The organism is Enterococcus mundtii (genome assembly GCF_003957375.1).
In the GTDB taxonomy this organism is placed as follows: domain Bacteria; phylum Bacillota; class Bacilli; order Lactobacillales; family Enterococcaceae; genus Enterococcus_B; species Enterococcus_B spodopteracolus.
In genome coordinates, this window is sequence record NZ_CP025473.1 from 1,040,370 (window position 1) to 1,054,762 (window position 14,393).

14 protein-coding genes, 1 pseudogene and 1 riboswitch are annotated in these 14,393 nt (G+C 39.0%); of the genes and pseudogenes, 13 read left to right on the top strand and 2 right to left on the bottom strand.

The window, feature by feature from the left end; translation table 11 throughout:
- Window positions 1-16 precede the first annotated feature (16 nt).
- The 5 genes from CYK55_RS05270 to CYK55_RS05290 all read left to right on the top strand — a co-directional run bounded on the left by CYK55_RS05270 (window position 17) and on the right by CYK55_RS05290 (window position 3,373).
- Complete coding sequence (locus tag CYK55_RS05270; protein ID WP_034688034.1) at window positions 17-385, top strand: GNAT family N-acetyltransferase; 369 nt, start codon at window positions 17-19, stop codon at window positions 383-385.
- Window positions 382-1,152 carry a segregation/condensation protein A gene (locus CYK55_RS05275; RefSeq protein WP_271525564.1) on the top strand — a complete coding sequence of 257 codons (771 nt, stop codon included), beginning with the start codon at window positions 382-384 and terminating at the stop codon, window positions 1,150-1,152. The genes CYK55_RS05270 and CYK55_RS05275 overlap by 4 nt, the downstream gene beginning before the upstream one ends.
- Window positions 1,136-1,711 (top strand): SMC-Scp complex subunit ScpB, encoded by a 576-nt coding sequence (scpB, locus tag CYK55_RS05280; RefSeq protein ID WP_034688032.1) that lies wholly within the window; start codon window positions 1,136-1,138, stop codon window positions 1,709-1,711. The genes CYK55_RS05275 and scpB overlap by 17 nt, the downstream gene beginning before the upstream one ends.
- Entirely contained in the window at window positions 1,711-2,427 is a 717-nt protein-coding gene (locus tag CYK55_RS05285; protein WP_010735779.1) for a pseudouridine synthase, read from the top strand. The genes scpB and CYK55_RS05285 overlap by 1 nt, the downstream gene beginning before the upstream one ends.
- 84 nt (window positions 2,428-2,511) lie before the next feature.
- Window positions 2,512-2,634: riboswitch (FMN riboswitch) on the top strand.
- Between the two features lie 127 nt (window positions 2,635-2,761).
- Window positions 2,762-3,373 carry an ECF transporter S component gene (locus tag CYK55_RS05290; RefSeq protein ID WP_034688030.1) on the top strand — a complete coding sequence of 204 codons (612 nt, stop codon included), beginning with the start codon at window positions 2,762-2,764 and terminating at the stop codon, window positions 3,371-3,373.
- A gap of 141 nt (window positions 3,374-3,514) precedes the next feature.
- Here CYK55_RS05290 and CYK55_RS14065 read toward each other — a convergent pair.
- Window positions 3,515-3,743, bottom strand: a pseudogene (locus CYK55_RS14065) (transposase); the annotation flags it as partial.
- Window positions 3,744-4,214: 471 nt separating this feature from the next.
- Here CYK55_RS14065 and CYK55_RS05300 point away from each other — a divergent pair.
- From CYK55_RS05300 to CYK55_RS05310, 3 genes are all read left to right on the top strand, one after another.
- The gene (locus CYK55_RS05300; protein WP_034688026.1) at window positions 4,215-5,738 is read left to right on the top strand and encodes a YfcC family protein; all 1,524 of its coding nucleotides are present in this window, start codon (window positions 4,215-4,217) and stop codon (window positions 5,736-5,738) included.
- Window positions 5,739-6,112: 374 nt separating this feature from the next.
- Window positions 6,113-7,453 (top strand): M20 family metallopeptidase, encoded by a 1,341-nt coding sequence (locus CYK55_RS05305; RefSeq protein WP_034688024.1) that lies wholly within the window; start codon window positions 6,113-6,115, stop codon window positions 7,451-7,453.
- Between the two features lie 212 nt (window positions 7,454-7,665).
- Window positions 7,666-8,397, top strand: a complete 732-nt coding sequence (locus CYK55_RS05310) for an alpha/beta hydrolase (protein ID WP_200868954.1) — start codon at window positions 7,666-7,668, stop codon at window positions 8,395-8,397.
- 260 nt (window positions 8,398-8,657) lie between these two features.
- Here CYK55_RS05310 and CYK55_RS05315 read toward each other — a convergent pair whose 3' ends face one another.
- Window positions 8,658-8,879 carry a ferredoxin gene (locus CYK55_RS05315; protein ID WP_010735774.1) on the bottom strand — a complete coding sequence of 74 codons (222 nt, stop codon included), beginning with the start codon at window positions 8,877-8,879 and terminating at the stop codon, window positions 8,658-8,660.
- 29 nt (window positions 8,880-8,908) lie between these two features.
- Between CYK55_RS05315 and CYK55_RS05320 the strand changes: the two genes are divergently transcribed.
- From CYK55_RS05320 to rpsA, 5 genes are all read left to right on the top strand, one after another.
- On the top strand, window positions 8,909-9,928 hold the full coding sequence (locus CYK55_RS05320) for a helix-turn-helix domain-containing protein (protein WP_034688020.1): 1,020 nt from the start codon (window positions 8,909-8,911) through the stop codon (window positions 9,926-9,928).
- Window positions 9,915-11,306: a RecQ family ATP-dependent DNA helicase gene (locus CYK55_RS05325; protein ID WP_034688018.1), complete on the top strand. Its 1,392-nt coding sequence runs from the start codon at window positions 9,915-9,917 to the stop codon at window positions 11,304-11,306. Before CYK55_RS05320 ends, CYK55_RS05325 begins: the two co-directional genes overlap by 14 nt.
- Window positions 11,307-11,390: 84 nt before the next feature.
- Entirely contained in the window at window positions 11,391-12,026 is a 636-nt protein-coding gene (locus tag CYK55_RS05330; RefSeq protein WP_034688017.1) for an SAG1386/EF1546 family surface-associated protein, read from the top strand.
- A gap of 126 nt (window positions 12,027-12,152) precedes the next feature.
- Window positions 12,153-12,833, top strand: a complete 681-nt coding sequence (gene cmk / locus CYK55_RS05335) for a (d)CMP kinase (protein ID WP_034688016.1) — start codon at window positions 12,153-12,155, stop codon at window positions 12,831-12,833.
- Window positions 12,834-12,966: 133 nt separating this feature from the next.
- Window positions 12,967-14,199 carry a 30S ribosomal protein S1 gene (gene rpsA, locus CYK55_RS05340; RefSeq protein ID WP_034688014.1) on the top strand — a complete coding sequence of 411 codons (1,233 nt, stop codon included), beginning with the start codon at window positions 12,967-12,969 and terminating at the stop codon, window positions 14,197-14,199.
- The last annotated feature ends 194 nt before the right edge of the window (window positions 14,200-14,393 follow it).

Below are 14,393 nucleotides of genomic sequence, written 5' to 3' on the forward strand. Positions count from 1 at the left end.
ATAGGATGGTGAGAAAATGTTAACACATTATCGAAAAGAAAACCGAAAAATCGCGATGGGACTATTGAGCTTTCATAAAAAGTTAAATGCAGAATCAAGTTTACTAAAAGAGATCGATACGTATGAATCTGCTGAAGATTATGAACTTTTTTTCTATACACCAGAAGATTCTACAAATATCCAAGGAATCATTGGTGTGCATTGGAGTGCTAAAGATCAGATGACGATTCACGATATTTCGTTGAATCCTTCCTACCGGGGGGAGAATATTGGGTTTCAAATGTTGAATGAATTGCAAGCAAAATACCCCGATGTGTTGATCCATCCAACGGATATCACAGAAGCTTATTTAAGTAGATGGATCAATGAAAATAAGGAAGAGTGAATGATGTGACAGAAATCAATATCAAATTAGATGTCTTTGAAGGTCCATTAGATTTACTCCTTCATCTGATCCAAGATATGGCGATCGATATTTACGATATCCCGATTGCCACTATCACGGAACAATACATGAACTATATCCATACGATGAAGACGCTTGAGTTAGCTGTGGCAGGAGAATACCTCGTCATGGCGGCAACACTGATGGCAATCAAAAGCAAGACATTATTGCCTATCCAAGAAGTGAGCAATGACGAAGAAGAATTTTGGGAAGAAGATCCTCGTGACGAATTAGTCAATCAGCTGTTAGAATACCGCAAATTCAAGTATGCAGCAGAGAAACTTACTGAAAAGGCAGAAGAACGTAGTTTGTATTTCACAAAAGAACCTTCTGCAATCGATGAGTTATTGGGGCAAGAAAAACCATTGAAGCGTGGACAAGTGAAAAAAATCGATTTATTTCAAGCCATGCAGAAAATTTTAGAACGAAAGAAATTTGCCCAAAAGGAAGAAAAAACGATCGCACCTGATGATGCGACAATCGAAGAACGAATGACATTTATCCAACAGCGCATCGTCTCTCAAAAAAATGGCTGTTTGTTCGAATCTTTTTTTGAAACGCCGTCCAGGAATGAAGTCGTCACAACATTTTTGGCGATTCTCGAATTGATGAAAAATGGACAGATCGTGGCTCAGCAAGAAAAAAATTATGAATCAATCATGCTTTATCCAGCAGTAGGAGATACACAACATGACGAAATTAAGTGAACTTGAAGCAATCTTATTTATAGTAGGAGAAGAAGGAACGACAATCGAAGAATTGAGTACCTTACTGACCTATACACGAGAGGAAACGACTGCTTTAGTAGCAGAGTTGGCAGCTAGTTATGAAGCAAATGCCAACACAGCGTTACATCTTTTTGAAACAGAAAAACAAATCGTGCTGACTACCAAAAAAGAGTTAGCGCCGATCGTCAAAAGATACGCGCAAGGGACGTCGAATACCTTGTCACAAGCGGCAATCGAAACACTAGCAATCATTGCATATAAACAACCGATCACTAGAAGTGAGATCGAGTTGATTCGTGGTGTTCAAGTTTCTGGCGCGATCCAACGCTTGACTGCACATCAACTGATCGAAGAAAAAGGGCGAGTTGAGGGACCAGGTCGCCCGATCCTTTACGGGACCACAAGTCATTTTTTAGATTATTTTGGTCTGAGATCGCTAAATGAGTTACCCGATATTCAAGATATCGAACGTTCACTGGAAGAAGACGCACCCCTTGATTTATTTTTTGATGGCGTGCATGAAGGAGAAAACATATAATGGAAAGATTACAAAAAGTAATTGCTCACGCAGGAATTACCTCTCGACGTAAAGCCGAAGAATATATTTTGGCTGGTCGAGTAAAAGTAAATGGTCAAGTCGTCAAAGAACTTGGCGTAAAAGTTGGCAAACACGACACAGTGGAAGTCGACCAAGTGCCGATCTATCAAGAAGAATATGGCTACTATTTACTTTATAAGCCAAAAGGGGTCATTTCTGCTGTAGCAGATGACAAGGGCCGGAAAGTAGTGACAGACCTATTACCAATGGTCAAAGAGCGTATCTATCCAGTTGGACGACTAGATTATGATACTTCTGGCATACTTTTATTGACGAATGATGGTGATTTTGCGCAACGATTGACGCATCCAAAGCATGAAGTTGATAAAGTATATGTTGCCAAAGTCAAAGGGATCGCCACTAAGTCAGCGCTGAATCCATTGACAAAAGGCATCAAAATTGAAGGTAAGAAAACGTCACCTGCAAAGTATGCAATTTTATCTGTTGATCCTCATACGAATCATAGTATCGTAGAATTAACGATTCATGAAGGCCGTAACCACCAAGTAAAAAACATGCTACAAGCCGTCGGGTTACCTGTGCAAAAATTAAAACGAGAAAAATATGGCGAATTGACCTTGCAAGGTTTACGTCCTGGTGAGTATCGTGAGCTGAATAAAAAAGAAATCAGTCAGTTATTGAATCAATCAAAATAAATAACTTACTTTTTGTAAGGTTAAATACCTTGCTTTTTTGTTATGAAATAAGTATAATAAAATGGTAAACAAAAATTAGATATGGTTCGTCTTCAGGGGCAGGGTGAAATTCCCGACCGGTGGTTATAGTCCACGACCTACTTTTGCGAGTAGCTGAATCGGTGAAATTCCGATACCGACAGTAAAGTCTGGATAAAGAAGATAGAGCTTATTTGGCATACGTATGTACAAATGACTCTAACTCTATTTTCCCCTGCGAAAATAGAGTTTTTTTGTTTGTGTTTACGTGGTTGAATAGTTCGCTGAAGAGGAATCCCAACAGGAGGATTTCAACATGAAGAACACCCGAGTACAAAAAATGGTTGCGGTCGCATTATTTGCTGCAATCGGATTGGTTTTGCAATTTTTCTCATTTCCAATCATGCCAACATTTAGCTTTTTGAGAATCGATTTTAGTGATATCCCAGTTTTGATCAGCATGTTTTTATTTGGCCCGTTAGCGGGGATCGTTACCGCGTTTTTACGTTCAATCTTACATTTGATTATGACCGGTTTTAGTCCAGAGAATCTAGTTGGCGACGTCGCTAGTTTCTTTTCAACAGCGGTCTTTACTTTACCGATTTTCTACATCTTCAAAAGAAACAAATACCAAAAAGGAAAAAATCAAATTTTAGGCGTGATTAGTGGAACACTTGCACTAACCATTTTCATGAGCATTGCGAACTATTTTGTGGTCACACCTCTTTATTTAACATTTTTAGGCCTAAACGCAACCCAAATGTTAGGTATGCCACTGGCAAATTACATTCTGATTGGTATTGTACCTTTTAACTTGATCAAAGGATTTATCGTTAGTGTGGCATTCCTTGTCTTACACGCCAAACTACTACCTTGGTTGAGCAGAAAACAACACCAGTTAGAAAAACGGCATAGCGTTGTAAAATAAAAGTAAACGATTCTGTTAAAAAAGATAACGATATCATATAATACAAAAAATACAAGTAAACTTGAAAGTAGTAGTTTCTACTTTCAAGTCAGACTGTAGACAAAAAGGAGTGGCTTAATTGCAACTCCTTTTTGTTATTTTTTATAGAAATTTGAAATAAAAAGCCATAGGCTTTTTTGCTTTACATAGCCATGTGGCTAGTTTTTTTAAATTCATGGCAGCAAACATAAGCATCGTGTGCGTGGCGACTTTTTTAAAGACCTCGATATTTTGTCCAACGCCTACCATGCTTTTCTTTTGCATCTGCAAATATTCGTTCAATGGTTTGTTTGCTCTTTGTATAAATTTCTCTATTCAACGCCGTATGGCGTTGGTATTTTTTTAATTAAAAAGGGCATTTTCAGTTATTAATAGAGAGCCTAGATAGGTTTTTCAGGAGGATAACAAATGACCAATCATAGGGATTCACATAGCTAACGTTTATTTTTTTAAGTTTTACTTAATATTTTGTCATGAAAAAAAATTCAATAACCAACACTGTGTAAGCGTTTTATAAATTGTGTCTGAGTATTTTTTGCCTTTTTGTATAAAAATGTATTTTATACGTTTTGATGTGAAATTCTTCTCCTTTTGTTTGTTAGATGGACCTGATATGATAGACGACGGAAACGCTACAATTATTATGAATAAAGTATTTCAATTAAATAATCAAAGGAGGGGCAATAAACGAGGGTTTTGAATAAAATTTATCGAATTTACTAGTTATTATTTTTGTTCTTATCATCTTTTTGATAAAATACCGATGTGTCAAAGATTTTTGAAACAAGAAAGGAAGAAGAAAATGGAACAAACAACGAAGAAGAAATTTCAAATGCCTTCAGCGTACTCGGTCTTATTCATTATTATTGCCATTATCGCTGTACTTACATGGTTCATCCCAGCAGGACACTACAGTGTGGATGAAGCCGGTAATATCATTGCAGGGTCTTACGAAAGAGTCCAACAAAATCCACAAGGACTTTGGGATATCTTTATGGCTCCAGTCAACGGGATGTTGGGTGTACCAGCGGGTGAGTTAACGAAAGAAACACCTGCGGCAATTCCAATTTCCTTCTTTATCTTAATTGTTGGTGGTTTCTTAGGAATCATCAATAAAACTGGCGCATTAGATGCTGGAATCGCAACTGTTGTGAAACGCTTTAAAGGGAAAGAAAAAATGTTGATCCCTGTATTGATGCTTTTATTCGCTTTAGGTGGTTCAACTTATGGAATGGCGGAAGAAACGATTCCATTTTACGCATTATTGATTCCTGTCATGATGGCCGTCGGTTTTGATACTGTCACAGCAGTAGCCATCGTGTTGGTCGGATCTCAAGTGGGTTGTTTGGCATCAACAGTTAACCCATTTGCGACAGGAGTTGCATCACAAGCTGTTGGTATTTCAATGGGCGAAGGAATTGGGTTACGTTTCTTTATGTTCGTTGTCTTACTAGCAATCTCTATTATTTATGTGTATCGTTATGCGTCGAAGATCGAAAAAGATCCAACCAAATCTTTAGTATATAATCAGCGCGAAGAAGACATGAAACACTTTGATATCGAAGCAATCAATCGTCAAGAAATGATCACGAAAAAACAAAAACATGTTAATGTATTGTTCTTCCTTACTTTTGGTATCATGATCATTAGCTTGATTCCATGGACAACATTAAATGAAAACTTCACTATTTTTGAGTCATTGACAAATTGGTTAACTGGCCTACCAGTAATTGGAACTGTTTTAGGTAAAAACATGTTGCCTCTAGGTGATTGGTATTTCCCTGAAATCACAATGTTATTCTTAGTTATGTCAATCGTTGTGGCAATCACTTTTGGTATGAAAGAATCTGATTTTGTCAAAGAATTCTTAGCAGGTGCTTCAGACTTGATTGGTGTAGCAATCGTTGTTGCTGTTGCTCGTGGGATCCAGGTAGTGATGAACAACGGTTTGATCACAGATACGATCTTACATTGGGGAGAACAAGGATTAAGCTCATTATCATCAAGTGTCTTCTTGATCCTTACATTTATCTTCTATATCCCTATGTCATTCTTGATTCCATCAACTTCTGGCTTAGCAGCTGCTACAATGGGCATCATGGGACCAATGGGAGAATTTGCTGGTGTCGGTAAAGATCTAGTAATCACTGCTTACCAATCAGCATCTGGATTAGTGAACTTGATCACACCAACTTCTGCTATCGTGATGGGTGCAATCGCCATTGCTCGCTTTGATATTTCCGTTTGGTGGAAATTCATTGGGAAGTTGATTGCCATCTTATTTGTTGCTATCTGTGTGATCTTAGGTGTAGCAGCAATGTTCTAATTCTAGACAAATGACAGCCAAAGTTCTATGATAAATGAAGAAACAATATCTATTGACTGAATAAAGAGACATGAATCCTTTATTCACCATGTACGATGTATCGCTTGTATGTAAGAGATCGTCGGTAGAAACAAGACCTTTGAAAAACAAGTTACTCTGTTGATGGAATGGTGACTGAAAAATCCAGCTCCAAGAAATAAGCGACAAAACCCGAAACTTGGATTTTGGGTTTTGTCGCTTATTTCCAAAGGCGTCGGCTTTTTCACAGAAAATTTCGTAAAGAGTGGCCTATTTAACTCGAGCAGATGTACATGTGGATCAAAGTAGTATTTTCTGCCGCCATCTTTTTTTAAAATAATGAGGAGGCAAAGTTGATGAAACAATTTGTAACAGAACAACATCATGAACAAGCATTAGAATCATTAAGTGAGTTGATCCGAATTCCTTCTGTATTGGATGAATCTGATTCTGGAGAGGGACATCCTTTTGGGAAAAAAGTTGTAGAAGCTTTAGATAAAGTGTTAGAAATTAGTGAAGGATTAGGTTTTAAAACATTTAAAGATCCCGAAGGCTACTATGGTTATGCAGAAGTAGGCTCAGGAGATGAGTTATTTGGTATCTTATGCCATATGGACGTTGTCCCTGGAGGCGATGAAAAAAACTGGGAATCTAAACCTTTTGAGCCAACAATCAAAGATGGCTGGTTAGTTGGCCGTGGCTCTCAAGACGATAAAGGACCTTCGATTGCTGCGATGTATGCAGTGAAAGCATTGATGGATGCAGGGGTAGAATTTAATACTCGCATTCGTTTCATCTTCGGAACGGACGAAGAAAACCTTTGGCGTTGTTTAGATAAATACAATGAAAAAGAAGAAGGAATCACACAAGGCTTTGCGCCAGATGCAGAATTTCCTTTGATCTATGCAGAAAAAGGTTTGTTACAAGCTTACTTGACAGGTCCTGGCACAAATGAATTCTCTGTAAATGCTGGTGGGGCACTAAACGTAGTGCCGGATTCTGCACCATATTCAGGCGAAAAATTGGCAGAAGTAAAAACAGCGTTAACGAAACACAACTTCGATTTTAACGATCAAGGTGACTCGATCACAGTGCTAGGAAAAAGTATCCACGCAAAGGATGCCGCAGAAGGTGTCAATGCGATTTCTCGTTTAGCGATCGCTTTATCTGAAGTTTTTGATTTTGCGCCAATCAAGTTTTTAGGAGAATTAGTCCAAGAAAACGCGACTGGTGAAAAAGTAGTCGGAAAGACTGTTGACGAACAATCTGGGGAGTTGACGATGAACTTCGCTAGTCTAGAAATCACACCTGAGCAAACAAAAATCGGGGTGGACATGCGTATCCCTGTCACCTTCAAAAAAGATGAACTTGTCAAAAAAATGACAGAAAAAATCAAAGCATACGATTTATCATATGAAGAATTTGATTTCTTGGATTCATTATACGTTCCTTTGGAGAGCGAATTGATCCAAAACTTATTAGGAACGTACCGTGATATCACAGGGGATATGACTGAGCCATTTGTTTCTGGGGGAGCAACCTTTGCCCGTACGATGAACCAATGTGTCGCTTTCGGTGCAATGTTCCCTGATACACCAGACTTCATGCACCAAGCCAATGAACGATGGGAATTAAGCAGCATGTACAAAGCGATGCAAATCTACGCAGAAGCGGTTTATCGCTTGTGTGGGAAGTAAACCAATAGTTAGTTAAGAAACGAATAAGAGTCATAAAAGTAACCACCCCTATTTTGAGGAACTTTGTCAAATAGGGGTGGATTTTTATTGTCACTTGTTCCTCATTACAAAGATATCCAACAATAACATCTTACATAAAATCATTTGCAATTTTACCGTATTTTATTTAGTGTATAAGAGTATCAAATGAAAAAAGACGGAAGGTGATGTTTTTGAAAATATTCAAAAGAGTCCTGATAGGATTAGTGATCGTACTGGGCTTAGGAGCTATTGGGGGTTATTTTTATTGGCAACAAAGTGTGTATGAACCATCGACTCAAGCAGAGCAATCATTTAAGCAAGGAATCGATAAAGAGGATTATTTATTATTCGAATCGGAAAAATCGGCGGAACATCCAATGGTGATTTTTTATCCTGGTGCGCTCGTCGAACCAGAAAGTTATAGTATATGGGCGGAGCAACTAGCAGCAAATGGCTATACGGTAGCCATTGCTAAAATGCCTTTTGAACTGGCGATCCTGAGTGGCAACAAAGCAGACAAAATCAGAGAGGATTTCAAAGATCAAGATTTTGTGATTGGAGGACATTCTTTAGGTGGGGTGATGGCAAGTCGTTATGCTAATGCAAATCTGGATGATGAACGATTAAAAGGTATTTATTTCATGGCAAGTTATCCGGATGAAAAGGGGACATTGGCAAAAACTGATTTACCGGTCATCAGTATCACCGGAAGTGAAGATAAAGTCATGAATCAAGAAGCAGCTAATGAAGCAAAAGCTTATTTACCAGAACAAACAGAATTTGTTTCCATCTCTGGAGGGAACCATGGCGGATTTGGTAGTTATGGTCATCAAAAAGGTGATGGTGAAGCAAAGATCAGTAATGAAGACCAACAAACAGCAATCGTCACGACCATGATGAATTGGCTGAATCAAATCAAGTAAGAGCGTCACTTTTCGGACCATCGAAAAGGAATGATCCGTATATAATTGAAAATTTCACAAGCTGATCGGCGGATACAGACGTCTCAAAGGAAACTCATAGAAAAATAAGGCGTCATCCACAAAAATTTTTAAGCAGCATTTTCGTGGATGACACCTTATCACTTGAGGGGAATACGATTACCTCATCTATTTTTTGTGAGATAGAAAAAAACAAGTAGATCATCTGACAGCGCTGCTAAAAGTTAGTTGTAAGAGAGCGGTCAATTTTCTTTTTCCAATAAGATTGCTCGAACCGGACATTTTTGATAAGCTTTGGTTACGTTGGCTTCTTCTAAAGGCTGAACGAATTGTTGATGTGCTTCTGGTTCTTGTGCAAATAAGACGATTCCTTCTTCATCATAATCAAAGATATCAGGCGCCTCGATTTGACATAGACCACATGCGATACAGCGTTCAGGAACTAATTTACATAATAATGACATATTCACCATCCTAACGTAAGGGGATTACTATGACTGAGTTTATTTTATCTTTATTTTCTTCAAGTGACAAGTTACGAGCAAGCTCACTCTATCAATTATTAAGTGGCAAGCGTACATCCTCGGTACTACTTTTTGGCTTTTTTCAGGGATTATTAGTGGTTCATGGTTGTTTTCCTTCACTTGAACAAGCAACGTTTGATACGCAAATTCAACAGATGATAGATGAGGGATTATTAAAGTGGGAAGACCGAGAGTTGCAACTGACGAAAAAAGGGGGAATGCGAAGGAAAAAAGAATCCTTCATCGGACTACACTATGATAAGTATGGACGTACAGCTACTACTAGTTGGCGTTTACTGAAATTCTCTGTACAAGTTGTCTCTCACTTATCCGCCAATGAAACAGCTTATTTACCAGTAGAGACGGGTCCTTTTTATGGGTACCAAGTTAAAAGATGGTTGAAAGAAACAACGTGTACCAAAACGGAGCTAGTTGCTCAAGTATCAAAGGAACTTTCTACTATTTTTACTCTGATGCCAGACGAACAAGCGAACTTCTTAGCGAACCAATTTTCTGGTAAAAAGCAAATAGGCTTACTCGCGTACCAACTGACTACCCTGAAAGATGGCACAGCTCAGCAGTTATTCCAAGATCAGTGTATCCATCGTTTATTAGCGATTATCGAACAGCATTCAGATTTCTTATTATACGATTTGCTTGCACCATTGCTTAGACAAAATTATAATCAAAGCATGTTGACGACGAGAGCATTGATTTTATCTGGTGATTCGGTGGAGCAAGTGATGGTGAAACGAGGATTGAAGAAAGGTACGATCAATGACCATTTGATTGAGTGGGCCATCTTTTTTGATGATTTTCCTTTTGAACGACTGATCCACTCCGAGACAAGAAGATCTTTAGCTTCGTTGGAGCGACCGCTTCTTACGCTAAGATATAAAGACCTTGAAGGACAAACGATCGATTACGGAGAATTTCGCTTGGCACAAATCGAGGCATTTAAAGGAGGGGATAAAAATGGATTTGCTTGATCCATTGAAACAGTACTTTGGTTTTTCCTCTTTTCGCCAAGGACAGGAAGAGATTATTTCCACCTTATTGAATCAGAAAGATGTTTTAGCGATCCTGCCAACTGGTAATGGTAAAAGTTTATGTTATCAGTTGACTGGCTATTTGCAAGAGGGGATGGTATTGATTGTTTCTCCTTTACTCTCTTTGATGGAAGATCAAGTAGGACAATTGCAAAAACGAGGAGAGAAAAGGGTAGTAGCCTATAATAGCTTACTCACTAGAAGTGAGAAACAGTATGTGTTAGCTCATTTATCCGAATATAAATTTGTCTTTGTCAGTCCCGAGATGTTGCAGCAACCGGAAGTACTTCATGCGCTGAAACAACAAAAAATTTCGTTGTACGTAGTCGATGAAGCTCATTGCGTGTCACAGTGGGGCATTGATTTTCGACCTGAGTATCAATCTCTCGGAAGAGTCGCAAAAGAATTAGGATCACCAACTACCTTAGCTTTGACGGCAACAGCCACGCGACCGGTACAAGAAGAGATCGAACACATTCTCTTTCGCGCAAAACCTGCCCTCGTCAAACATTCAGTTAATCGAGAAAACATCTCATTATTTGTCTTTCATACAGATGAAAAAGACCAGCAATTACGTCAGTTGATGGCACGAGCAGACGGAGCAATGATCATTTATTGTGCGACTAAAAAAGAAGTCGAACGTCTTTATCAACTGCTTCACAAAGACTATGCTGTGGGGTATTATCATGGGGGGCTAGATGCCTCACAACGACGCCAACTTCAACAACAATTCAGTAAAAATCAACTGCAATTTTTGATTGCGACGAATGCGTTTGGTATGGGGATCGACAAAGCAGACATTCGGTATGTCATCCATTATGATCTACCAGATAGCCTGGAAAATTATATGCAAGAAATTGGTCGAGCAGGCCGAGATCAGCGACCTAGTAGCGCTGTATTACTTTACCGGCCAGGAGATGAAGGTATCCATTACTTTTTCCAACAATTATCTAAAGAACAACGCCATATTTTCGAAGAACATCTGCTAGATGGGCAAACAGAGGCGTCCCAGTTTGATGAGATCCAGCAAAAATGGCTGATGCTGGTAAATGAAATGCAAAGTCCTGATACATGGCTTCTGCAATTAAAAAAACAAGAACATGTGAAAATCAAGCAACTACAGCAGATGCTTGCTTATATTCATATAACATCATGTAGACGAGAACGTCTGATGGATTATTTCGGTGAAACCCTCAAAGAAAAACCCAAAAAATGTTGTGATCGAGATGGTGCGTCTTTATTTCTTTCTGAAACAGGGCATACTAGTCCAACCGTAGAAGCAACAGACTGGCAAACCATTTTACTAAATTTATTTTAAAAAAATGGTGCGAGGTATTTTTTTCGTACAATCAAGATTATCCTATGGTATAATAACTAGGAAAGAATTTAGGAGGTCAATAAGGTGAGTAGAAAAGATAGACATCAATCATCAGAAAATAACGAAACACAAGAACCATGGGAACAACCGATTTACGATACAGAGGATGAAGCATCTTCAAGAAGTACGCAAAGACAGCAAAAGAAAGGGAACACCCTGTTCTTATCGCTATTTTTGATTTTATTAGTTTTATGTATTGCCATCCCGGCAGGAGCTTACTTCTGGATCAGAAACGGGTCAAGTAATAGTGCTACCGCTGCATCTTCTTCCTCTACGACTTCATCGATCGTAGAAAGTTCGACTGTAGAATCAACTGTAGAATCGACGACAGTTTCTAGTGAACCAACTTCTGATACACAATCAGTTGCTGGAGAAACAACACCCACAAGTGCTGTGACACCAGAAACAACACCATCTTCAACAGTAACAGAGCCAGAACAAACAACACCAAGTAGTGTGGCTCCACAAGAAACAACACCTACTTCAACACCAGAGGCAGGCGCAGGTGTTTCAGGCTCAACCACAGTCGTTCAAGCGGGTGAAGGTCCTAGACAAGTAGCAGAACGCGCAGGCATTACAGTCGACCAATTGTTCCAATTGAACGGAATCGATCCAAACAACTACATGTTATATCCAGGACAAGAACTTAGAGTCCAATAAATGGAGTTAAAAAGATAATACTGAAGAGTTGTTTTTCCTCAGAGTATCTTCATAAAATGTAATTAAATAAGGAGCAGTGGCTTGAGCCACAGCCCCTTTTTTTTGAGAAAAGGGAGTTTATGAAAAATGACACGAATTAGTATCGCAATTGACGGTCCTGCCTCTTCAGGCAAAAGTACGGTAGCTAAAATCATCGCAAATGAATTGAACTATATTTATACAGATACGGGCGCGATGTATCGTGCAGTCACTTACTTAGCAATCAAACATCACATTGCTTTTTCAGATGAAACAGAATTAGTCAATTTGATCAACAAAAACCCTATTTCGTTTGAGCAAATGGCGGATGGACAACATGTCTTTGTAGCTGGGCAAGACGTTACTTCAGATATTCGACAACCAGACGTTACACGAGCGGTTTCTGAAGTAGCTGCGCATTCAAAAGTACGCGAAGCTCTTGTTGCGATCCAGAAAAAAATCGGTGAAGATGGTGGTGTCGTCATGGATGGTCGAGATATCGGTACCGCTGTTTTACCAAAAGCCGAAGTGAAGATTTTCTTGGTAGCCAGCGTGTCTGAACGGGCACAAAGACGACACAAAGAAAACCTTGAGAAAAATATTCCGACAGATTTAGAAGAATTGACAAAAGAAATACAAGCACGTGATGAATATGACTCTACTAGAAAAGTTTCACCCCTGAAGCAAGCAGAAGATGCGATACGAATCGATACAACTGGTAAAACGATTCAAGAAGTTGTCCAAGCGATCAAAGATGTGGTTCAACAAAAAGGATATTTTCTTGACTAAATAGAAAAAAAGCGAAGAATCCGACCATTTTAATGGAAAACAAACGAAATCGCTTTATTTTTTTTAAATAATCAATTAAACTATAGGCAGTACCGTAGTTAACGGCAGAATGTTGGTTAGGAGGACAAGTGTTATGACAGAATTTGAACAAAATCAGACAGATAACAACCAATCTATGGAAGATGCAATGAATAGCGTTCAAGAAGTGAGCGTTGGCGATGTCGTCAAAGGAGAAGTTTTAGTCATTGAAGACAAACAAGCCATCGTTGGAATCGAAGGAACGGGTGTTGAAGGCGTAGTTCCTGCAAAAGAATTATCTACTTTACCGGTTGAAGATATCAACGAAGTGGTAAAGGTTGGCGATACGTTAGATCTAGTCGTGATCAGCACGATTGGTAAAGACAAAGAAAACGGCAGTTACCTTTTATCAAAACGGCGCTTAGATGCGAAAAAAGTTTGGGAGGATATCGAAAAAGATTTCCAAGCTGGAAACATCATCGAAGCACCAGTGACAAATGTAGTTAAAGGTGGTTTAGTTGTCGATGTCGGTGTTCGTGGATTTGTTCCGGCATCAATGGTAGAAGATCATTTTGTCGCTGATTTTTCTGAGTACAAAGGAAAAACGATGACATTCAAAATCGTTGAAATCGAACCATCAGAAAATCGCTTGATCCTTTCACACAAAGCAGTCGTTGAAACAAAAAAAGAAGCACAGAAAAAAGAATTATTATCAACTATCCAAGAAAATGACGTGATCGAGGGACGTGTTGCTCGTATCACAGATTTTGGTGCGTTTGTTGATTTAGGCGGCATCGATGGATTAGTACATGTTTCTGAGATTTCTCACGGACATGTTGCTAAACCCGGTGATGTTTTAGCTGTTGGCGATGAAGTGAAAGTCAAAGTTCTTTCAATCAATCCAGAACAAGGACGTATCTCATTATCGATCAAAGACACATTGCCTGGACCTTGGACAGATATCGAAACAAAAGCTCCAGTAGGCGCTGTACTTGAAGGTAAAGTGAAACGATTAACTAGCTTTGGTGCCTTTGTTGAAGTATTCCCAACAGTAGAAGGGCTTGTCCACATCTCACAAATCTCACATAAACACATCGCGACACCACATGAAGTGTTGCATGAGGGCGATGATGTCCAAGTGAAAGTTTTGGAAGTCAATCCAGAAGAGCACCGGATTGCATTAAGTATCAAAGCATTAGAAGAAAAACCTGCTTCTGATAAAGAACCAAAAGAAGTTGAGTCTTATGAGTTACCTGAAGAAAACACAGGATTTACAATGGGTGACATCTTAGGCGAAGCCTTAAAAGGGGAAGTAGAAGAAACAGCAACAGATGATGCTGAAAAATAAATGAATGATCGTTCCCGAAGCGCGAATTTACAGCATCAAGGGAAGTTGTACATGTGTAAAACAAGTGGTCTGGGGATTACGTCCCAGACCATTTTCTTTTGTAATAGGCAGTGATCCAGAAAAATACTTGAATGTTCACCGATCTAAGCTTGAAAGTTCGCGAAGTATTCGGTACACTAAGTGAGATTGGAAAC